The organism is Marivita sp. S0852 (assembly GCF_046591575.1).
GTDB lineage: Bacteria > Pseudomonadota > Alphaproteobacteria > Rhodobacterales > Rhodobacteraceae > Marivita.
In genome coordinates this window covers 194,262-215,596 of sequence record NZ_JBIQWA010000002.1, presented here as the reverse complement: position 1 = coordinate 215,596, position 21,335 = coordinate 194,262, and the positions used below count along the sequence as shown (strand labels likewise).

Below are 21,335 nucleotides of genomic sequence, written 5' to 3'. Positions count from 1 at the left end.
CTAGATGTCGTTTATGAGCTGAAGCAGCCCCAGCTTTGCGTTCACATGCCCGCCCGGCACGGTCAGTTCGTTGGTCATGACCTGAGCGAGATGCGCGATCAAACGCTGCTTTTGGGTCTCGCCTCGGGCATCTGCAGCGATTGCGGATTGGCCCTCAAGCGCGTCCAGATCGGCGTCCACATCCTTGGTCGCGCCGATTTGCTGACCCGTTTCTATATCGACGAGCCGCATCTTGAAGCTGATGTCGTGGACGCCGCCAACCGTGTAGCGGGCTTTTTCGGACAAGGCATGAAAGCGCGTCACCTGCACATCGACGCGCACCGGGCGGGTGCCCTGCACATGCGGGGCGGCATTGCGCAAGGCGGTTTCGAACATCGCTTTGACCTGCCCATGCCGATCGCCCAGGGGGTCGCCGCGCCACACGATGTCGCCGCGGGGATAATAGGTGTTACGTTCATTCACCACCAGGGATTGCGGGACCGACACCGTAAAGCTGTCGATCATGTAATCGGGCTGGACAAACCCAAGAGCGGTGTCGTCCGGCATCGCGGCGCGGCTGGCCGGGCCGGTGCTTGCACAGGCACTGAGCGACACCGCCAACAACACTGCGGCACCTGCCTTTAACAGGGATTTCATAATATGCGTCCTTTACGGGCCGGTTGATCAGATTTTCACAATCAACAAAGCCGGAGAAAAGGGCGCATTAAGGGCGAAATCGGTACAATTTACTGAAAAACGAAACGACCTGCGGTAACAGATGGGACTTTACTGTTAGCGCTAACTTTACTAAGTGATCCTCAAGACTGCAACGGTTTCTACGCGGAGGCATCATGGCACACCCCTTGAATGACACAATCAAGACCGTCACCCAGCGGATTCGGGAACGCTCTGAACAGTCACGCGGTCGCTATATGTCCCGTATGCGTCAGGCCGCCGCCGAAGGCCCGCGCCGCGCGCATCTGAGCTGTGGAAATCAGGCCCATGCCTATGCCGCCATGGGCGAAGACCAGGGCAAGCTTGCTACGGAACGCGCACCGAATATCGGAATTGTCACCGCCTACAACGACATGCTGTCCGCGCATCAGCCGTTCGAGCGCTTTCCCGACATCATTCGCACCGCCGCACGGGCAGCGGGCGGTACGGCGCAGGTCGCGGGTGGCGTTCCTGCCATGTGCGACGGCGTCACTCAGGGTCAAGTCGGAATGGAGCTTTCGCTGTTTTCGCGCGACGTGATCGCATTGGCCGCCGGTGTTGCGCTTAGCCACAACACGTTTGATTCTGCACTGTATCTTGGCGTTTGCGACAAGATCGTGCCCGGTCTGGTGATCGCCGCGGCCACGTTTGGCTATCTGCCGGGGCTTTTTATTCCGGCCGGACCAATGCCATCGGGCTTGCCGAATGATGAAAAAGCCAAGGTGCGCCAGCAATTTGCTGCAGGCGAGGTGGATCGCGAGGCGTTGATGAAAGCTGAAATGGCGTCTTATCATTCGCCCGGCACCTGCACCTTTTACGGCACCGCCAATTCCAACCAGATGCTGATGGAATTCATGGGGCTGCACCTGCCGGGTGCGTCCTTTGTGAACCCCGGAACCCCGCTGCGCGAGGCTTTGACCACCGCAGGCACCGAGCGCGCGCTTGAGATCACGCAACTGGGCAATGATTATCGCCCTGTCTGCGACGTTCTGGACGAAAAGGCCTTTGTCAATGGAATCGTCGGATTGATGGCCACCGGTGGATCGACGAACCTTGTTCTGCATCTGCCCGCGATGGCCCGCGCCGCCGGAGTTGAACTGCGTCTGGAAGATTTTGACGATATTTCGTCCGTCACGCCGCTGATGGCCAAAGTCTATCCGAACGGGCTGGCCGATGTGAATCATTTTCATGCCGCAGGCGGTTTGGGGTTCATGATTGGCGAATTGTTGTCTGCGGGTCTGCTGCATGACGATGTCAAAACCGTTGCGGGTGACGGGCTGCACCTGTACGCCCAGGAACCCAAAATCGCCGAGGGCCGGGTTGTGTATGGCCCCGGCGCAGGCGAAACGCAAAACGCGAAAATCCTGCGTCCGGCAACAGATCCGTTTCAAGCCACAGGCGGATTAAAACAGCTTGAGGGCAATCTGGGTAAAGGCATGATGAAAACCTCTGCCGTGGCCCCCGAACGTCGCGTGATCGAAGCCAAGGCGCGTGTTTTCCACGATCAGGACGATGTGAAAGTGGCGTTCAAAAACGGCGAATTCAGCGAAGACACCGTGGTCATCGTGCGCTTTCAAGGGCCCAGTTCCAACGGGATGCCGGAATTGCACAGCCTCACACCGACATTGGCCGTGTTGCAAGATCGCGGTCTGAAAGTCGCGCTTGTCACCGATGGCCGCATGTCAGGCGCTTCGGGCAAAGTGCCTGCCGCGATCCATGTCAGCCCCGAAGCCGCCCATGGTGGCCCGCTGGCCCGTGTGCGTGACGGAGATATGGTGCGGGTTGACGCTGTTTCGGGGCAGATCGACTGTCTGGCCGATGACTTTGATCAGCGCGAACCGGTAACCGCCGATCTAAGCGGCAATGGCCACGGTGTGGGGCGTGAATTGTTCGCAGCTTTCCGCGCAAATGTCGGGCTGGCCGAAACCGGCGCGGGCGTTGTCGTTTAATGTTATGAACAAACAAACCTCTGCAACACACGGAACACAAACATGATTACGCCATCAGATGCCAGCATTGAAACGGCAAAGTTCTGTGCATTGGCACCAATTATTCCCGTGCTCGTGGTCGAGGATGCCAGCATCGCCCGCCCCTTGGCCGAGGCGCTTGTCGCCGGTGGTTTGCCGGTTCTGGAAGTGACATTGCGCACAAATGCCGCGCTGGAGGTGATCCGCGAAATGGCCCAGGTTGAGGGCGGTGTTGTCGGTGCAGGCACGTTGCTGACGCCCCAAGATGTGCGCGATGCCACGCAGGCGGGCGCGCGGTTTGGCGTCTCTCCGGGGGCCACCAACCGTCTGCTGGACGCGTGCGAAGCGCATGATCTGCCGGTGCTGCCCGGTGCCGCGACCGCGTCCGAAGCCATGGCCTTGCTGGAGCGCGGCTATTCCGTTCAGAAGTTCTTTCCAGCCGAGGCAAATGGCGGCGTAACCGCCCTGAAAGCCATTGGTGCCCCCATCCCGCAGGTCCGGTTTTGCCCAACCGGGGGCGTGTCGCTTGACAACGCGCCAGACTATCTGGCCCTGTCAAACACGCTTTGCGCCGGGGGATCATGGGTCGCCCCGAAAGATCTTGTCGCCCAGCGCGACTGGGCCGCGATCGAGGCTCTGGCCCAAGAGGCCGCCGCCCTGCCCCGCCCATAAGACCGGCGGTCTGTCTTGGGTTCAGCCAATAGTGCTGCCCCCAACAGGAGTGCCGCCGCGATCTTGTGCGCCTTGACCGCGCCGCCGCGCGGCTTCAATGTTTGTGTTCACCTGCCAAAACCGGCCCCCGCCACAGGGTCGGTATGCGCTTACTGTCCGACCGCTGTTGCTAACAAGGATCAGTCCGAAATGTCCGAAGACCTGAACGCCCGTCACGCCGAAAAAATGCGCAAAATCAAAGCCGCGCGCGACAAGATGATGGAGACAAAGACCGAAGAAAAAGGTCTGATCATGGTGCATACTGGCTCTGGCAAGGGCAAATCATCTTCTGGCTTTGGGATGATCATGCGGTGCATCGCGCATGGGATGCCGTGCGCGGTTGTCCAGTTCATCAAAGGCAACTGGCAGACCGGCGAAAAGATGTTCCTGCGCGACCGGTTCAGCGAGGAATGTCGCTTTTTCGTGTCGGGTGAAGGCTTTACCTGGGAAACTCAAGATCGAGAACGCGATATCGCCGCCGCGCAAAATGGCTGGTCCATCGCGCAAGAGCAGATCCTGGACCCCGAGATTCAGTTCGTTCTGCTGGACGAAATCAACATCGCGCTGCGCTATGACTACCTTGATATCGACGAGGTGGTGGAGTTTCTTTTGACCAAGAAGCCCGAGATGACCCATGTCTGCCTGACCGGCCGCAACGCCAAGCCCGAACTGATCGAGGCGGCGGATCTGGTCACCGAAATGACGCTGATCAAGCACCCGTTCCGCGACGGGATCGTCGCGCAAAAAGGCGTTGAGATGTAACCGCTCATGGCCCGCGCGTTGATGATCCAGGGGACGGGTTCGAATGTTGGCAAGTCCATGCTGGTGGCGGGTCTGTGCCGTGCCGCGCGCCTGCGCGGGCTGTCTGTTGCCCCGTTCAAGCCGCAGAACATGTCCAACAACGCCGCTGTCACAGCAGATGGCGGAGAGATCGGACGCGCACAGGCGCTGCAGGCGCTGGCCTGCGGGCTGGAGGGCCAGACGGATATGAATCCGGTCCTGCTCAAACCTGAAACCGATACCGGCGCGCAGGTGGTTGTTCAGGGCCAGCGGCTGACCACAACACAGGCCCGGGATTATGCCGCGCTGAAACCTGGGTTGATGGACGCGGTTCTGGACAGCTTTGCACGCTTGCGGGCACGTCATGATCTGGTGATTGTCGAAGGGGCCGGAAGCCCCGCGGAAATCAATCTGCGCCGCGGCGATATTGCCAATATGGGCTTTGCCGCGGCGGCGGATGTGCCGGTTGTGCTGTGTGGCGACATCGACCGCGGCGGCGTCATCGCGCAGATCGTCGGCACCCAAGCGGTTTTGCCCCCGGCGGATGCAGACCTAATCAAAGGCTTTCTGATCAACAAGTTTCGCGGCGATCCCAGCCTTTTCGACGATGGTTATGCCGCCATAGAACGCATGACCGGCTGGCGCGGGTTTGGCGTTGCTCCGTGGTTTTCCGACGCCTGGCGGCTGCCTGCCGAAGACGCGCTAGATTTTTCCCGCCCGCCATCTGAAACCAAATCTGAACGGCTTGACATCATCTGTCTATGTCTGTCGCGTATCGCCAATTTCGACGATCTTGATCCGCTTGTTCAGGACGATGGCGTGCGTGTCACCATGCTGCCCCCCGGCCAACCGATTCCGGCCCGGGCCGATCTGGTGATCCTGCCCGGAACAAAATCGACACGCGGCGATCTGGCGTTTTTACGGGCGCAGGGCTGGGATATTGATCTGCTGGCCCATCATCGGCGCGGCGGGCGCATTCTGGGGATTTGTGGCGGCTATCAGATGCTGGGCACGCAGGTTGCGGACCCCATGGGCATCGAGGGTCCGGCGGGCGAAACGCCGGGGTTGGGCCTACTGGATATTCGCACGGTCATGGGCGGCGACAAACGTCTGACCAAAGTGCGCGCCCGGCATCATGCGCTGGACCTGCCCTTCAGCGGCTACGAAATTCACATCGGACGCAGCGACGGCCCCGATTGCCAGCGCCCCTTTGCGCATGTCGATGGCGTGCCAGAGGGTGCAAGCTCGGCAGACGGACGGGTGACCGGGAGTTATCTGCACGGCATGTTCGCCGATGACTCGTTTCGCCGCGCGTGGGTGTCCGGGCTGGGCGCGACAGGATCGCCGTCCAGCTACGCAGCTGGCGTCGAAGCCACGCTTGACGCGTTGGCCCGTCACATGGAGGCGCATCTGGATGTATCGGGGCTGTTGCAACTGGCGCGCTGACAGCCGCGTCCGGTCTGGCAATCGGGGTCATTTGACCCGAAGTGGCAATCCCGAGACGGCAAAAATGACCTCATCCGCAACCGACGCGACCTGTTGGTTCATTTTGCCTGCCGCATCGCGAAACGCACGCGCCAGGGCGTTTTCCGGCACAATCCCCATACCAACCTCATTGGTCACCAGAACAACCGGGCTGGTCTGCTGCGCCAGACATGTCACCAGTTCCGACACCGCCGCCTGCCAATCGCGGTCTGACAGCATAAGATTGCTTAACCAAAGCGTGAGGCAATCCACCAAACGCGGCCCTGTGCCATTGCTGTCGGTAAGGGCCGCGACTAGGCGGATAGGTTCGGCAATCGTGCGCCATTCCGGTCCGCGCCGGGCCTGATGCTCTTGGATGCGCGCCTGCATTTCATCATCACCTGCCTGCCCCGTGGCGATGTAAATCGCCGTATCTGCGTTCAGCAGACACCGCGTTTCAGCGATGCGGCTTTTGCCCGACCGCGCGCCTCCTGTAACCAAAACAATCCGCGACATTTGCAAACCGCCCCTTGCCCGTGCGCGGCATACAAAGCAGAGACAGGGCCGAACGTGAAGGAGAATTGTGGTGATCGCACCGACAGGCCGTGAAACATGCCGCACCACCCCACCTTTTCATCGGGCAAACCCGGGTGTTGGCGGGGGAAGGCCTGCGGATATGCGGATGGTGCAATGATCCGGATCGCAGGCCATTTCGGAGAGCTGATGCAAGGCACCATGGGGCCGGACGGGCCGGTGGCGCTTGTCACGCTGCCTTGCCCCGTTTTGGGTGTTGCGGCGCGGCACATTTCCGGGATCGGCTTTGACCTCGACGCGACAAGTCAGGCGCTTGTGTCGGCTGACAAGGCACAGGCCTTGCTGAAGCGGCTTGATCTTTCGCTGACCGGCCGCATTGAACTGCGTGCCGAGATGCCGCTGGGCGGTGGTGCCGGTGCATCAACCGCCGCATTGGTCGCGTTGGCCAAATTGGCCGGGTATCGCGGCACCCCGCGCAGACTTGCCGCCGCCTGCATCGCCATCGAGGGCGCGTCCGACCCGGTGATGTTCAGCCAGCCGCATCATCAACTTTGGGCGTCACGCTGCGGGCAAAAGCTGGCCGATCTGCCGCAATTGCCTCGCTTTGAGGTGATCGGCGGCTTTTACGGCGATCCGCTCCGCACCGATGCAACCGATACGCGCTTTCCTGATATCGCCGCCCGCGTGCCGCAATGGATCGCCGCCGCGCAGGCCGGGGATTTGCCGGCCTTGGCGCGGCTCGCCAGCCAATCGGCGGCGCGCACGCTTGACCTGCGCGGCCCGCGACCCGATCCGACCGCCGATTTGGCACGTCAGCTTGGCGCGCTTGGATATGTGATCGCGCATACTGGATCGGCCCGCGGGCTGATCTTTGCACCGGGCATGGTGCCGTTGGACTGGCGCTCTGTTTTGGAACGTGCCGGATTGCGCGACACGCTGCGGTTTACCGCCGGAGGCCCGGAATGAGCTTTGCCGCAATGATGGTGATCGCTGTGGCGCTTGATCTGGTCATCGGCTGGCCCGCATGGCTCTATGCCAGGATCGGCCATCCCGTCACCTGGATCGGGGCGCTGATCCATAGACTGGATTGCCAGCTGAACTGCGACAGCGACAGTTTCAAGCGCCGCAAACAGGCCGGTGTGCTGGCCGCCATGCTGTGCATCGGCACAGTCGCAGGCAGCACTGCGGCCCTGCAAGCGGTGATGTCCGGGTGGCAGGCCATCGTGATCGGCGGCATCCTGGCCTGGCCGCTGGTGGCGATGCGATCCATGTATGACCATGTCGCGGCTGTGGCTGATCCGTTGACACACCGCGACGTGCCGGCCGCCCGCCACGCCGTTTCGATGATCGTCGGACGCGACACCCAAAGCCTTGACGACGCGGGGATTGCCCGTGCGGCGCTGGAAAGCCTTGCCGAAAACACATCCGACGGCATTGTTGCACCGCTTTTTTGGGGGGTGGTGTTCGGCCTGCCCGGTATCGCGACCTACAAGGCCATCAACACGCTTGATTCGATGATCGGCCACCGCACCCCGCGCCATGAAGCGTTTGGCTGGGCCTCGGCCCGGATCGACGATCTGGTCAATCTGCCCGCGTCGCGCCTGACCGGGCTGATGTTTGCCGCTGTTTCGGCGCGACCATTCGAGGCGTTCCGGACAATGTGGCGCGATGCCCCGAAACACCGGTCGCCCAATGCAGGCTGGCCCGAAGCGGCGATGGCGGCTGCCCTGGCTGTGCGGCTGTCCGGCCCGCGCGTCTATGCCGATCGCAGTGTCGATGAACCCTATGTCAACGCCGGTGCTGCCGATCCAGACGCAACCGACCTGCGCCGGGGGCTTGCGCTTTACGTGCGGGCCATGGTTTTGGGCAGTGCCGCGCTTGTGCTGTTGGCATGGATCTAAGGGGAAAACGATGCGCGATCACGGGGGAAACATCGACACGGCCATGGCCCGTTTTGGCGGCACCGACTGGATTGACCTGTCCACCGGCATCAACCGCAGCCCCTATCCGGTTTCGGATATTCCCATGAGCGACTGGACAATGCTGCCCACCCGCACGGCGATGTCGGACACGGTTCAGGCGGCACGGGTCGCGTATCACACCAAGGCCCCGATGCTGGCCACCGCAGGCGCGCAAGCGGCGATCCAGATGATCCCGCGACTGACCCGACCGGGCTGCGCGCGGGTTCTTGGACCAACCTATAACGAACATGCCGCCGCCTTGCGCGCTGCCGGGTGGCAGGTGCAGGAAGTGACCCACCTTGATCAGCTGGACGGGGCCGATCTGGCCGTTGTTGTCAATCCGAACAACCCCGATGGTCAAAGCTTTGCGCCCGCCGCCCTACGCGCCCTTGCCGATCGGACGCGGCTGGTTGTGGACGAAAGCTTTTGCGATCCGTATCCCGACCTGTCGCTGGCTCCCGATGCAGGCCAGCATGGTCTGATCGTGCTGCGCTCCTTTGGGAAATTCTACGGATTGGCAGGGCTGCGACTGGGCTTTGTGGTCGGATCGTCCGAAGACATCGCACAACTTTCCGACATGGCCGGGCCCTGGCCCGTCAGTGGCGCGGCGCTTCGGATTGGCACACAGGCGCTGAAAGACCAGGATTGGGCACAGTCAACCATTGCGCGGTTGCAACGGGATACGGCCCAAGCCGACGGGCTGGCGCAATCCGCCGGGTGGACAATATTGGGCGGGACGGCGCTGTTTCGGCTGTATCACACACCAGATGCCAAGGCGGCACAGAACAGGCTTGCCCGGCATCAGATCTGGTCACGGATCTTTCCTTATTCCGATCATTGGCTGCGACTTGGCCTGCCGGGCAGTGCTGCGGAATGGCAGCGATTGGCCGACGCGTTGCACGATGCAGGATCGGTTGTTTGACGCAACACGCCGGGTCTAGCTGTCCATCCGAAGAGGCGCGCCGTGGTCCGACAGGCAGGCGGAATGGTCACGCAGCACGTTCAGCACGCGGCACTCTGCGACGGTGCCTTTGCTGCATTGCGTGAGCATGCGTTCAAGTTCAACCCGCAGCGCGTCCAGCCGTTCGATCCGGTGCACCACCTCTTTCAACTGGCGATGCGCGATCTCGTCCACTTCGGCACAGGACCGCGACGGGTTGTCCGACAGGTCCAGCAACTCGCGGATCGCATCAAGCGTAAATCCCAACTGGCGCGCGTGGCGAATAAAGGACAGCCGGTCCAGCGCGCCATCATCATAGCGCCGCTGCCCGCCATCCGAGCGGCCGGGTTCCGGCATCAGACCGATCTGTTCATAATAACGGATCGTCTGCACCTTGGTGCCGGTGCGTTTCGAAAGAGTGCCGATTGGGTACATGGCGTGGCTCCCGTGCAAAAACCTTAAATGTCGCGAAAATATCTCTTGAAGCTACAGCTACTAGAGGTCGTATATCGACGTCAACGCACAGGAGGCCGCGATGTCGAGCACACCCCAAACCACGCAGACACCTTCTGCAACCAGCGGATTCGTCCTTCCCGGTGAGCGTCCAAGCGAGCCCCCCAAAGCTGCCGCGTCCGGATGCGGGGCGGACGCCGCGACCAATTGTTGTGGCGGTGCGCTGCCTGCTGCGGATGCGGCCCTGTGGCGGCGGGTGGACTGGATGCTCTGGGGGTCCGGCGGGCTGATCCTTGTGGCCTATGTGGCAGGGTTCTTTTTGTCGCATGATGCGCCTTTCGGCCTGGGGGTCTTTGCCCATGGCGTGCAAGAGATGATGAACCTGATGTGGTGGGGCATCCTTGTGGGCATGGTCGCCGTGGGCCTGATCGACCGGGTGCCGCGCCAGTTCGTGATCGGCATCATCGGGCGCGATCAGGGGGCGAAAAGCCTGGTCCGCGCGGTGCTGGGCGGGGTGCTGCTGGATCTGTGCAACCACGGTGTGTTGATGGTCGGCGCGAAACTGTATGAACGAGGCGCAAGCCTTGGGCAGGTCTTTGCCTTTCTCATCGCATCGCCGTGGAATTCGCTGTCGCTGACGATCATCATCGGTGCGCTGATGGGCTGGGGCTGGATGCTTCTGTTCCTGGGCGCATCTCTGGTCATCGCCTTTGTCACAGGTCTCGCGGTCGAGGCGTTAGAGCGCGCGGGCCGGGTGAAGCCCAACCCCAACCGCATCGACCTGCCCGCCGATTTCCATGTCTGGCGTGAGGCCAAGGCGGGGCTGAAAGCCACCCGCTATGATATGGATTTTGCGCGCGACGTGGCCCGCCGTTCGGTCAGTGCCAGCAAGATGGTCTTGCGCTGGCTGTTCTTCGGCATCGTGCTGGCCGCGCTGATACAGGCGACCGTTCCGACCGAGACGTTCCAAACATGGTTCGGCGCGACGCTGCTTGGCTTGTTCACCACCTTGCTGGCCGCCACGATCATCGAGGTCTGCTCTGAAGGGTCCGTGCCCATCGCCGCCGACCTGATGACACGCGCCGCAGCACCCGGCAATGCGTTCACCTTCCTGATGGCGGGGGTGGCGACGGATTACACCGAAATCCTGATCCTGCGCGAAGTGACAGGACGGCTCAAGGCGGCGCTGCTGCTGCCGGCGTTGACCGTGCCGCAGGTGCTGCTGATTGGATGGGCCTTGAACGTGGCGGGGTAGCAACGGGTTCGAAGCTGAAAGCGACCATGACAAGACGCGCCTAAACGGTGCCCGGCGAAACCTGAGTAAATTATTAAGGTTTTTGCCCGCGAGTAGTTGACTAAAACAATAAGATAAGCGAGAACCGCCCCTGTCGCGGATCGCGGCATCATTCAAAGGAGAGACCCATGCAGCTTTTCAAGCGCGCTCAGGGTCTCTGCCTCGCTTCCGCAGCCGTCGCGACCATGATCGCGTCCGCCACGACCGCCACTGCAGAGACCATCACAGTCACCGACATTGCCGGACGCAGTGTCACACTCGAAAGAAATCCCGAACATGTCGTTCTGGGCGAAGGGCGGATGATCTATTCGCTGGCCCTGCTGGACCGCGAAAACCCGTTCGAGCGGGTCGTGGGATGGAAAGACGACATGATCCTTTACGATCCCGACGCTTGGCGCGCTTACGAGGCCAAATTCCCCGAGGCCACTGAGATCGCCCGCCTTGGCAGCCCCTATTCGGATGAATGGAACCTTGAGGCGGTGATCGCTCTGGACACGGATGTGGTGTTCATGAACCTTGGCAGCCTGTTGCGCGCGCAGGAAAGCGGGATCATCGAAAAGCTGGACGAGGCTGGCATCGCAACGCTTTTCATCGACTTCCGTCAAGATCCGACCGCACACACCGTGCCAAGCATTCAACTCATGGGCCGGGTGTTGGGAGAGCGCGAAAACGCCGACGCATTCACTGACTTTTACACAGCGCAGATGCAAATGATTTACGGTCGTGTCGAACAGATCCCTGTGGACGATCGTCCCTTGGTCTTCGTTGAAAACGGTGCCGGATGGGAGCCCGATGCGTGCTGCCGCACCTATGGCTCTGCCAATATGGGTCGTCTGGTGGAACTTGCAGGCGGCCGCAACTGGGGCTCCAGCCTGTTTCCCGGTTTCGGAGGCGAAGTCAGCCTTGAGGCGGTGTTTGAAACCGACCCTGACGTGATCATCGGCACCGGTGCCAACTGGTCCGAGGCGAACCCGGCAACCACGGCCGTGCTCTTTGGCTATGAAGCCGAAGCGGCTGGCGTGCAGGAGCGTCTCGCAGGGCTGGCATCGCGTCCAGGATGGGAAGAATTGCAGGCGGTGAAATCCGGCAATTTCCACGGCATCTATCACCAGTTCTACAACAGCCCCTATCATTTTGTCGCGATGCAGGCCTTTGCCAAATGGATGCATCCAGAGCGGTTTACAGAGCTGGACCCGGACGCCACGATGCGCCAATTGCACGAGCAGTTCTTGCCTATCGACTATTCCGGGCAGTTCTGGGCGACGCTGCAAAGCGACAGCTGAGCCGCGTTGCGCTTAACGCCGCGCGGGCCGATCTGTCCGCGCGGCATTTTTTAATCCGTTATGGGTGATCACACGTGACAGATGTTGCAATACCCGACCTTGCCGCGGGCTATGGTGCGCGCACGCGCAGGCGTCTTATCTTGCTGGCCTTTATGACGCTCTGTCTGGTGATGAGCTTTGTCTACGACATCGCTACCGGTCCGGGCAATTACCCGTTGTCCGTGGTGGCGAACGTGCTGACCGATCCAATGTCGCATGGGGCGCGGCTCAAAGTCATCGTCTGGGATTACCGTTTGCCCGTGGCCTTGACCGCAGTGATCGTCGGCGCGCTTTTGGCGGTGGCGGGGGCGCAGATGCAAACGATCCTGAACAACCCTCTGGCCGAGCCCTTCACGCTTGGCGTGTCGGCAGCAGCCAGTTTCGGGGCATCGCTGGCGATTGTTCTGGGGTTTTCCGTCATCCCGGCCATTGGCGGCTTGATCGTGACGCTGAACGCGTTTGTCTTTGCCTTTGCAACCTGCGGGATCATCATGCTGGCCACACGGCTCAAAGGTGTCGGGTCCGAAACCATGATCCTGTTTGGCATTGCCATCTTCTTTACCTTCTCGGCGCTGCTGTCATTGATGCAATACATGGCGTCCGAGGATCAGATCAGCCGGATCGTGTTCTGGATGATGGGCTCACTGGGCCGGGCCAGCTGGGAGAAAATCGCGCTCGGTGCGGTACTTCTGGCGGTGGCTCTCCCGTTTGGGCTGATGCGGTCATGGTCCATGACAGCCCTGCGCATGGGCGAGGCAACAGCAGCCAGCATGGGCGTCGATATCGCGCGGTTGCGCATCGAGATGTTGATCTCGATCTCGCTTTTGGCAGCCACGGCGGTGGCCTTTGTCGGTACGGTGGGGTTCATCGGGTTGGTCGGACCCCATATTGCGCGCATGCTTGTGGGCGAGGACCAACGCTTCTTTCTGCCATTATCCGCATTGGTGGGCGCTTTGGTGATGTCGCTGACCTCGATCATCTCGAAATCCATCACGCCCGGAGTGATCTATCCCATCGGCATAATCACCGCGCTGATCGGTGTGCCGGTCTTCGTCTCGATCATCCTGTCCACCCGCAGAAGGAGCCTGTCATGACGCTGTCAATTCGTGGGCTGAATGCCGGATACGGGCGTGTGAAAGTGCTGCATGACGTGACCGTCGATCCGATCAAACCCGGCGAATTTGTTGGCCTGATCGGGCCTAACGCGTCGGGCAAATCGACCTTGTTCAAATCCCTGTCCGGGCTTTTGACGCCCAGCGCCGGGTCGATCGAATTGAACGGGTCGGATCTGACCACATTCACCCGCCGCGACCGGTCCCGCGCCATTGCCTATATGCCCCAGGCCTATGGCTGCAATGCCATCCTGACCGTCTATGAAAGTGTTTTGCTGGCGTTGAAACAGACAACCGGCTGGCGTGTGGAAAGCGATAATCTGGACATTGTGTCCCGAACCCTGTCCGCGTTGCGACTGACGCATCTGGCCAACCGGGGTCTGGGCAACCTGTCCGGCGGGCAGGCACAGATGGTGGCGGTGGCGCAGACGCTTGTCCGCAATCCCCGGATCGTCTTGCTGGACGAACCCACAAGCGCGCTGGACCTGCATCACCAATTGTCGATCCTGTCATCCGTCAGGTCCGAAATGAAGCAGCGCGGCAGCATTGTGATGGCCGCGCTGCATGATCTGAACCTTGCCGCAGAATTCTGCGACCGTCTTATCCTGATCAAGGACGGCATGATTATGGCGGATGGCCAGCCAGCCGATATCCTCGCCTTGCCGCAGATCGGCGAAACCTATCGCGTTGAAACCGCGCTTGAGGCCACGAGACGCGGGTCTCTTTATGTCGACGCAACCCTGCGCGGCGCGGCGGTGTGTTGACCGGCATCTGACGCCAACCCTGCGTAACCCGGCTTGCCCATGCCCGGCTCCGGGTTTTTTGCACCTGTGTTTCCGGACCGGACGCGCGTCATTTCACCTGGTGAAACAAAAACTCGACGCGGCCATAGCCTGCGACCTAACTTTGACTGACAGGAACACCGACAGAGTCGGTTGGCTGTGGGATGCAGGAGGAATGATATGACGGTTCACGACACACCCGCGTTGGTGCGCGCCGAAGGCAAAACACTCACCCCCGGATACATGCCCGGTTTCGGCAATGATTTTGAAACCGAAGCGCTGCCCGGTGCCCTGCCCCAAGGCATGAACAGCCCGCAGAAATGCAATTACGGTCTTTATGGCGAACAGCTTTCCGGCACGGCTTTTACCGATGTGCGGCCCGAGCGCACCTGGTGCTACCGCATCCGGCCTTCGGTCAAGCATTCCCACCGGTACAAGAAAATCGACCTGCCCTATTGGCGCTCTGCCCCGGACATTCACCCTGATGTGACCTCTCTTGGTCAGTACCGTTGGGACCCGGTTCCGCACACGGACAAGGCGCTGACCTGGCTCACCGGCATGCGCACCATGACCACCGCAGGCGATGTGAACACGCAGGTCGGCATGGCCTCCCATGTCTATCTCGTGACCGAATCGATGCAGGACGCCTATTTCTTCTCGGCCGACAGCGAGATGCTGGTGGTGCCGCAGGAAGGCCGTCTGCGCTTTGCCACCGAACTGGGCATCATCGACCTCGAACCGAAAGAAATCGCCATCCTCCCGCGCGGTCTGGTCTACCGCGTTGAACTGCTCGACGGCCCAGCCCGCGGCTTTGTCTGCGAAAACTACGGCCAGAAATTCGAGCTTCCGGGCCGCGGCCCCATCGGTGCCAACTGCATGGCCAACCCGCGGGACTTCAAAGCCCCGGTAGCGGCCTACGAGGACCGCGAAGTTCCCTCGACCGTCACCGTGAAATGGTGCGGCCAGTTCCACGAAACCAAGATCGCGCAAAGCCCGCTTGACGTGGTGGCCTGGCATGGCAATTACGCGCCCTACAAATACGATCTGCGCAATTACTGCCCGGTCGGCGCGATCCTGTTCGACCACCCCGACCCGTCGATCTTCACCGTGCTGACCGCGCCGTCAGGCCAACCCGGCACGGCCAATATCGACTTCGTGCTGTTCCGCGAACGCTGGATGGTGATGGAAGACACGTTCCGCCCGCCCTGGTATCACAAGAACATCATGTCCGAGCTGATGGGCAACATCTACGGCGAATACGACGCCAAGCCGCAGGGTTTCGTGCCCGGTGGAATCAGCCTCCATAACATGATGCTGCCGCACGGCCCTGATCGCGAGGCGTTCGAGAAAGCGTCCAACGCCAATCTCGGCCCCGACAAGCTGGACAACACCATGTCCTTCATGTTCGAGACCCGCTTTCCGCAGCAACTCACGCAGTTCGCCGGCAAGGGAGCGCCGCTTCAGGACGATTACATCGACTGCTGGGCGGATATGGAAAAGAAGTTCGACGGCACGCCGGGCAAAAAATGACGGTCTATTCCTATTGGCGCTCCACCACCTCCTATCGGGTGCGGATCGCCCTGAACCTCAAGGGGCTGTCTTATAAAACGGTCCCGGTGAACCTGCTGGCCGGTGCGCAGCACGCGCCGGACTATGTGGCCAAGAACCCGGTCAAAGCGGTGCCGACGCTGGTGCTAACAGACGGCACGGTGCTGACGCAGTCACTTGCGATTATGGATTACCTTGATCATATCGCGCCGAACCCCGCGCTGCTACCGGATGATCCTGTGCTGCGTGCACAGGTCATGGCCGCCGCGCATGTCATGGCGCTGGATGTGCATCCGGTGAACAACCTTAAAGTTGTGATGCGGCTGGAAAAAGAACACGGCTTCACCCGCGAGACAAGCCTGCACTGGATGCGCCACTGGATGACCGAAGGCTTGCACGCCTATCAGGCGCTGCTGCCCGATGGCCCGGCCTACAGCTTTTCGGACAGCCCATTGCTGTGCGACATCTGTCTTGTCGCACAGCTTTACAATGCGCATCGGTGGGGCGTTGACATGACGCCCTTTAACCGCTTGACCGCCATCGAAGAAACGGCGCTGACCTTGCCGGCCTTTGACGCCGCGCGCCCCGAAAACCAGCCTGACGCCAACTAAAGGAAATCCGATGACACATCTTATCCGTTCATGGGTCGAGACTGCAAATGATCCCGAAACCGCGTTTCCCCTCAATAACTTGCCCTTTGGCGTATTTTCGGCAGGCGACGCGCCGCGCTGTGCGGTGGCCATCGGCGACAAGGTGCTGGATCTAGCGGCGCTGCAAGCGGCTGGGCTGTTGCCCGATCAGGGGTTCGATCACCCCGCGCTCAACACGTTTATGGCCAGCGGCAGACAGGCGTGGCACGATATTCGCGAAACACTGACCGATCTGCTGCGCGCTGGCAACGAGACACCCGCAGTGCAGGCTGCGCTGCACGACATGAACAGCGTCACCCTGCATCTGCCCTTCACGGTTTCTGAGTTCACCGATTTTTATGCCGGACGGCAACATGCGTTCAATGTGGGCTCCTTGTTCCGCGATCCGGCCAACGCCTTGCCCCCGAATTGGCTCCACATTCCGATCGGCTATAACGGGCGCGCGTCCACTGTCGTTGTCTCGGGCACGGATGTTCACCGCCCCATGGGCCAGATGAAAGGCCCGCAGGATGACACGCCCCGTTTTGGCCCGTGCCAACGGCTCGATATCGAGCTGGAAATGGGGGCCGTTGTGGGCACGCCGTCCGCGATGGGCACATCGGTGAGCGTGGATGAGGCTGATGACATGATCTTTGGGTATGTGCTGCTGAACGACTGGTCGGCGCGTGACATTCAGGCATGGGAATACCAACCGCTTGGCCCGTTTCAAGCCAAGGCCTTTGCCACAACGATCAGCCCCTGGGTGGTGACCAAAGCTGCCCTGGAGGCGTTCCGCACCGACACGCCGCCGCGTGAAAAGGAATTGCTGCCTCATATCAAGGACACAGGGCCAATGCTGTATGACATTGACCTGTCGGTGACCATGACACCAGAAAACGGCCAACCCACGGTGATCTGCAAAACCAACTATAACACGATGTATTACTCGGCCGCGCAGCAACTGGCCCATCACGCGTCCTCCGGCTGTGCGATGCGCACGGGTGACCTGCTGGGATCGGGCACGATTTCGGGTCCGGAACAGGGAATGTTCGGGTCGCTTCTTGAAATGACTTGGGGCGGCAAAAACCCCATCACGCTGAAGGGCGGACAGACCCGTACCTTTATCGAAGACGGCGATACGCTTGCGCTGCACGGGTCTGCGCAGGGTGATGGGTACCGGATCGGGTTTGGCCCCTGCACCGGGACAATCCTGCCTGCCAAAAGAACCGGCAGCGCGTGATCCTGACCGGGATCATCCCATATCGGAATAGGCGTCGCCGATGATCTGTGCCGCTGAGCGAAGCCGCGAAAGATGCGATTTCGCGACCTCCGCGACAGATCGGTCGGCGGCGTTCCACACCAGGTTCAGCGCCCCGACCGCCTCGGTTCCGGCCAGGATCGGGACCGCGATCGCCGAGGGCAATTCCCCATAATCAACCGCCCGCCCCCAATGCCCCTGCGCACGGGTCGCATATCCTTGCTCGGCAATGGTTTTCAACAGTGCCGGCACTTGTGGCAAAGCCGCGACATCCTCACGAGGCAGCTTTTTGACCACATCCTGCAACGCCGAAAGGCGCGCGGCCTCTGGCAAGCCGGAAAGATAGGCGGCCCCCAAGGCCGAAAGAATCGGAGAGGGTCGAAACCCCACCGTGTCCGGGTAGACCCCATGTTTTTTGAAAACCCGCGTTGTGTCGACAATCTCGCAGCGGCCGCCGCCAATCCCGGCGGCCAGATCAACGCCCAGCCCGGTTTCCTCGGACAGGCGCAGAATGTCTTCCTTGGCCACGGCGACAAGACGATCCACCAGATCCGGCATTCCACCGATATTCGGAAAAGCAGAGCCAAGCTGATAGCACCCATCGCTGCTGCGCCGGATCAGCCAGCGCCGCCCTTCAAGGGTCGCGCAGATCCGCAACAGGGTCGGCTTTGACAACCCGGTGCGCGCCGCAAGAAAGGCAAGCGAACTGGCCCCGAACGTATGGACAACTTCCAACACTGTCAGGCCGCGTTCTATGGATCGATTCAGTTTGGTCATATTTCGCGTTTCACCTAGTGTAACAGTAAATCGACTCAAAAATATATCTTCAATAGTCTCGTGTCTGCGCGGGTCATCACAACCGGACATTCGGGGCGACACCGGGCAAGCCACACTCTGGGAGGAAGTCGTGTCGCATCTTAAAAAAACGTCATATCTTGACCATGCCGTGACTGCCCTTTCGCTCGCGGTGATCGCTGTTGTTTTCTACGTGTCCGTGTTTGGCGTTTTTTCTGACTCGTATCTAAGGGTTGGAATGCTGTTCGTGGGTGGTCTGATCATCATCCTGTCCGCCCTTGGACGGCCCGGCGGCCTTGCGGATCGCGGGGTTTTGGTTGCCATCGCGCTGGCGCTGTCGCTGGCGGTCTACCAATATTTCCGCGCCGCAGAAGAGATCGAAACCGGGCTGTATTTCCTGACCTCGACAGATATCTGGATGGGCCTTCTTGGGCTTGTGGCAATTGTTGAACTGACCCGGCGCTCTGTCGGGCTTGTGATGGCGATTGTGGCCGGTGTTTTGCTGGCTTACGGCGCGTTTGGGCATCTGGCCCCCGGATTTTTGCGCCATGCGGGCATTTCAACCGAAGAATTGATGACCGTGCTATGGTATTCTTTTGACGGAGTCTTTGGCCGCCCCATGGCCACGGTCGTGTCGACCATCCTGATTTTCATCGTGTTTGGCGCGCTTCTCGAACTGCTGGCAATTGATCAGGTGCTGGTCAGGCTGGCCATGGCCGCCACCGGGCGGATGCGGTCGGGCCCTGCTGCTGCCGCGACAGTCGCCAGCGGCTTGTTCGGGACAATATCGGGCAGTGCTGTTGCCAATGTGGTCGGCACCGGTGTCATTACGATCCCGCTGATCAAGAAACGCGGGTTTTCGGCGCGATTTGCAGCGGCGGTTGAATCGGCCGCGTCCAGCGGCGGGCAGATCACACCGCCGATCATGGGGGCCGTGGCCTTTATCATGGCAGATGTCACCGGCATGCCGTACCTGACCATTTGTGCCGCCGCAGCCGTACCTGCCCTGCTGTATTACGGCGGTTTGTTTGTCGCGATCTCAAGTGCGGCGCGGAATATGGACCTGACCGATGAGCCCCGCCCCAAGATCTCTTTTAACTGGCGCGAGCTGGTGCAGATGGGGATTTTCGTTCTGGCGCTGGCGGGCATTGTCATCACCATGGTCGGCGGATCATCCCCGGCCTATGCCGGATTCGTCGGTGTCACGCTGGCCGCGCTGTTGGGGTTCGCCATTCGGCCTGACCTGCTGATCAATCGCGAAGCGTGGCTGAAGTTCATCCGCTCGGCGGGTCTGATTTCGGCACAGCTTGTTGTCATTGTCGGGGCTGTGGGGATTGTGATTGGTGTGCTCAATATGACCGGGGTCGGCCTGCGCTTTGCATCGCTGCTGTCGGGTCTGGCCGAAGACCAGCTGATCCTGTCGCTGATCCTCATGGCCTTGGCCTGCCTGCTTTTGGGCATGGGAATGCCGACCGTGCCTGCATACCTGATCATCGTGCTGGTGATGGGGCCTGCGCTGCAAAAGCTGGGCGTGCCCATCATCCACACCCATATGTTCGTGCTGTATTTCGGTGTGCTTTCGGCCATCACGCCGCCTGTTGCGCTTGCCGCTTTTGCCGCCGCGCCGATTGCTGGCGCAAGCCCCATGGCCGCGGCCCTTGAGGCATCACGCCTTGCGTTGCCCGGATTTGTGATCCCGTTTGCCTTTATCTACCAGCCGGCGCTTTTGCTGGGCACCGGGTTCGACTGGACCGCGTCGCTTCAGGCCATTTTGTTTGTGATGCTGGCGACGATCCTGATCGCCCGCGCCTGTTATCCCCGGCGCGGCAAAAGCTATATGGTGCCCGTTGGCTTAAGTTTGGCCGCAGCGCTTATTTTCTTTGGGCCAACCGTGTCCTGGATCGCTGCGATCGCTGCCATCGGGTTGATGTATATCGACCGCCTGGACCTGTCCGTCAAAGACCAAATTTCATAAGACACAAAAGGGAGACGACCAATATGACCTCAATCCAGCTGAACCGCCGCAGCCTTCTGGCCGCAAGCGCCGCCGCTGCAACTTTGGGACTGATGCCGCGGGCCGCGCGCGCCAAAGAGCTGATGCGCATGTCAACGCTGGGGCCCGGAACCAGCCCGAACCTTGTGATGACAACCTTCGCCAATATCATCAATCAGGAGATGGCGGATTACGAAATTCAGATCAACGCCACGGGGGCGGCCACGCGCCATGTTCTTGAGGTGGCTATGGGCAAAACAGCCTTCTGCATGTCTTCGCCCGCGCTGCACGCGCTGATGTCCAACCAGCGGGCAATGTTCGAAAAGATGGACCAGGCACCAGAGCTGGCGAAAAAGCTGCGCGCTGTGCTGAACTTCCCGATGGGAGTGTATCACATCGCGGTCTACGACACGTCGGGCATCACATCGCTGGATCAGGCCAAAGGCAAACGGGTCTTTCTTGGCCCTCCCGGAGGGGCGGCCTATTCGACAATGGAACGGCTGTTCGAGGCAGTCACCGGTCTGAAAGCGGGCTCCGATTACGAAGCGGTAAAGCTGGGATGGGATGCGGCGGCCGCCTCATTTCAGGATGGCAACCTCGACATCTATTGCAACCCGACCAACGCGCCCAGCCCGGTATTGACCCAGATCGCCGTGTCCAATGCAATCCGGTTCCTTGGCATTCCGGCAGACAAGCTGGAAACCGATGGCATCAAGGCGCTCGCCAACCGTCCGGGCTTTGGACTGGGAACGCTGCCTGCGGGGATCTACGGTGAAAACCAGGTCAATTCGGACGACACCACTACGCTGGCTGTGACCGTTGGCATTGTCACCAACGAGGACGCGGACGAGGCGATGATCTATGACATGACCAAAACCTTCTTTGCGGGCGTGGCCGACATGCGCGACAGCGCACCCTGGCTGGGGGCCGTCACCCCCCAAGCGGCTGTGTCGGATTTGAACATGCCCCTGCATCCGGGCGCGCTACGCGCGCTGGAAGAGCTGGGCGTGGCGATTCCGGATGTCGCCCGTATCTAACGCGGAATACGCCAAACGACCGGATCGGGGCATCCTTGCCCCGGTCAGATACCAAAGGGTGC

General features: G+C 60.8%; 20 protein-coding genes. 16 read left to right on the top strand and 4 right to left on the bottom strand.

The window, feature by feature from the left end:
• On the bottom strand, positions 1 to 636 hold the full coding sequence (locus tag ACG74X_RS05195; protein WP_411233088.1) for a DUF6778 family protein: 636 nt from the start codon (positions 634 to 636) through the stop codon (positions 1 to 3).
• A 194-nt stretch (positions 637 to 830) separates the two neighbouring features.
• Here ACG74X_RS05195 and edd point away from each other — a divergent pair, with 194 nt between their 5' ends.
• From edd to ACG74X_RS05175, 4 genes are all read left to right on the top strand, one after another.
• Positions 831 to 2,642, top strand: a complete 1,812-nt coding sequence (gene edd / locus ACG74X_RS05190) for a phosphogluconate dehydratase (protein WP_411233087.1) — start codon at positions 831 to 833, stop codon at positions 2,640 to 2,642.
• 45 nt (positions 2,643 to 2,687) lie between these two features.
• Positions 2,688 to 3,332 (top strand): bifunctional 4-hydroxy-2-oxoglutarate aldolase/2-dehydro-3-deoxy-phosphogluconate aldolase, encoded by a 645-nt coding sequence (gene eda / locus ACG74X_RS05185; RefSeq protein WP_411233336.1) that lies wholly within the window; start codon positions 2,688 to 2,690, stop codon positions 3,330 to 3,332.
• 189 nt (positions 3,333 to 3,521) lie between these two features.
• Entirely contained in the window at positions 3,522 to 4,133 is a 612-nt protein-coding gene (gene cobO, locus ACG74X_RS05180; RefSeq protein WP_411233086.1) for a cob(I)yrinic acid a,c-diamide adenosyltransferase, read from the top strand.
• Positions 4,134 to 4,139: 6 nt separating this feature from the next.
• The gene (locus ACG74X_RS05175) at positions 4,140 to 5,597 is read left to right on the top strand and encodes a cobyric acid synthase (RefSeq protein ID WP_411233085.1); all 1,458 of its coding nucleotides are present in this window, start codon (positions 4,140 to 4,142) and stop codon (positions 5,595 to 5,597) included.
• A gap of 27 nt (positions 5,598 to 5,624) precedes the next feature.
• Here ACG74X_RS05175 and cobU read toward each other — a convergent pair whose 3' ends face one another.
• Positions 5,625 to 6,131: a bifunctional adenosylcobinamide kinase/adenosylcobinamide-phosphate guanylyltransferase gene (gene cobU / locus ACG74X_RS05170; RefSeq protein WP_411233084.1), complete on the bottom strand. Its 507-nt coding sequence runs from the start codon at positions 6,129 to 6,131 to the stop codon at positions 5,625 to 5,627.
• A gap of 174 nt (positions 6,132 to 6,305) precedes the next feature.
• Here cobU and ACG74X_RS05165 point away from each other — a divergent pair, with 174 nt between their 5' ends.
• The 3 genes from ACG74X_RS05165 to cobD are packed head-to-tail and all read left to right on the top strand — an operon-like array spanning position 6,306 to position 9,032.
• The gene (locus tag ACG74X_RS05165) at positions 6,306 to 7,115 is read left to right on the top strand and encodes a propanediol utilization protein (protein ID WP_411233083.1); all 810 of its coding nucleotides are present in this window, start codon (positions 6,306 to 6,308) and stop codon (positions 7,113 to 7,115) included.
• Entirely contained in the window at positions 7,112 to 8,050 is a 939-nt protein-coding gene (gene cbiB, locus ACG74X_RS05160) for an adenosylcobinamide-phosphate synthase CbiB (RefSeq protein WP_411233082.1), read from the top strand. Before ACG74X_RS05165 ends, cbiB begins: the two co-directional genes overlap by 4 nt.
• 10 nt (positions 8,051 to 8,060) lie before the next feature.
• The gene (gene cobD / locus ACG74X_RS05155) at positions 8,061 to 9,032 is read left to right on the top strand and encodes a threonine-phosphate decarboxylase CobD (protein WP_411233081.1); all 972 of its coding nucleotides are present in this window, start codon (positions 8,061 to 8,063) and stop codon (positions 9,030 to 9,032) included.
• A 15-nt stretch (positions 9,033 to 9,047) separates the two neighbouring features.
• Here the strand turns inward: cobD and ACG74X_RS05150 are convergent, their stop codons facing one another.
• A complete protein-coding gene (locus tag ACG74X_RS05150) occupies positions 9,048 to 9,485 on the bottom strand; it encodes a MerR family transcriptional regulator (protein ID WP_411233080.1) in 438 nt (145 codons plus the stop codon).
• 100 nt (positions 9,486 to 9,585) lie between these two features.
• On the opposite strand from ACG74X_RS05150, the gene ACG74X_RS05145 reads away from it, so the two are divergent.
• The 7 genes from ACG74X_RS05145 (at position 9,586) to fahA (ending at position 17,430) form a co-directional block, all read left to right on the top strand.
• Positions 9,586 to 10,758, top strand: coding sequence for a permease (locus tag ACG74X_RS05145; RefSeq protein WP_411233079.1), 1,173 nt, complete (start codon positions 9,586 to 9,588; stop codon positions 10,756 to 10,758).
• 167 nt (positions 10,759 to 10,925) lie between these two features.
• Positions 10,926 to 12,080 (top strand): ABC transporter substrate-binding protein, encoded by a 1,155-nt coding sequence (locus ACG74X_RS05140; protein ID WP_411233078.1) that lies wholly within the window; start codon positions 10,926 to 10,928, stop codon positions 12,078 to 12,080.
• A gap of 74 nt (positions 12,081 to 12,154) precedes the next feature.
• The gene (locus ACG74X_RS05135; RefSeq protein WP_411233077.1) at positions 12,155 to 13,213 is read left to right on the top strand and encodes a FecCD family ABC transporter permease; all 1,059 of its coding nucleotides are present in this window, start codon (positions 12,155 to 12,157) and stop codon (positions 13,211 to 13,213) included.
• Positions 13,210 to 13,995, top strand: coding sequence for an ABC transporter ATP-binding protein (locus ACG74X_RS05130; RefSeq protein ID WP_411233076.1), 786 nt, complete (start codon positions 13,210 to 13,212; stop codon positions 13,993 to 13,995). Before ACG74X_RS05135 ends, ACG74X_RS05130 begins: the two co-directional genes overlap by 4 nt.
• A 198-nt stretch (positions 13,996 to 14,193) precedes the next feature.
• Positions 14,194 to 15,543, top strand: coding sequence for a homogentisate 1,2-dioxygenase (gene hmgA, locus ACG74X_RS05125; protein ID WP_411233075.1), 1,350 nt, complete (start codon positions 14,194 to 14,196; stop codon positions 15,541 to 15,543).
• The gene (gene maiA / locus ACG74X_RS05120) at positions 15,540 to 16,172 is read left to right on the top strand and encodes a maleylacetoacetate isomerase (protein ID WP_411233074.1); all 633 of its coding nucleotides are present in this window, start codon (positions 15,540 to 15,542) and stop codon (positions 16,170 to 16,172) included. Before hmgA ends, maiA begins: the two co-directional genes overlap by 4 nt.
• 10 nt (positions 16,173 to 16,182) lie before the next feature.
• Positions 16,183 to 17,430: a fumarylacetoacetase gene (gene fahA, locus ACG74X_RS05115; RefSeq protein ID WP_411233073.1), complete on the top strand. Its 1,248-nt coding sequence runs from the start codon at positions 16,183 to 16,185 to the stop codon at positions 17,428 to 17,430.
• 12 nt (positions 17,431 to 17,442) lie between these two features.
• Here the strand turns inward: fahA and ACG74X_RS05110 are convergent, their stop codons facing one another.
• Positions 17,443 to 18,225: an IclR family transcriptional regulator gene (locus ACG74X_RS05110; protein ID WP_411233072.1), complete on the bottom strand. Its 783-nt coding sequence runs from the start codon at positions 18,223 to 18,225 to the stop codon at positions 17,443 to 17,445.
• A 169-nt stretch (positions 18,226 to 18,394) separates the two neighbouring features.
• Between ACG74X_RS05110 and ACG74X_RS05105 the strand changes: the two genes are divergently transcribed.
• Both ACG74X_RS05105 and ACG74X_RS05100 read left to right on the top strand, forming a co-directional pair.
• Positions 18,395 to 20,218: a TRAP transporter permease gene (locus ACG74X_RS05105; RefSeq protein WP_411233071.1), complete on the top strand. Its 1,824-nt coding sequence runs from the start codon at positions 18,395 to 18,397 to the stop codon at positions 20,216 to 20,218.
• A 23-nt stretch (positions 20,219 to 20,241) separates the two neighbouring features.
• Entirely contained in the window at positions 20,242 to 21,273 is a 1,032-nt protein-coding gene (locus ACG74X_RS05100) for a TAXI family TRAP transporter solute-binding subunit (RefSeq protein WP_411233070.1), read from the top strand.
• Positions 21,274 to 21,335 lie beyond the last annotated feature (62 nt).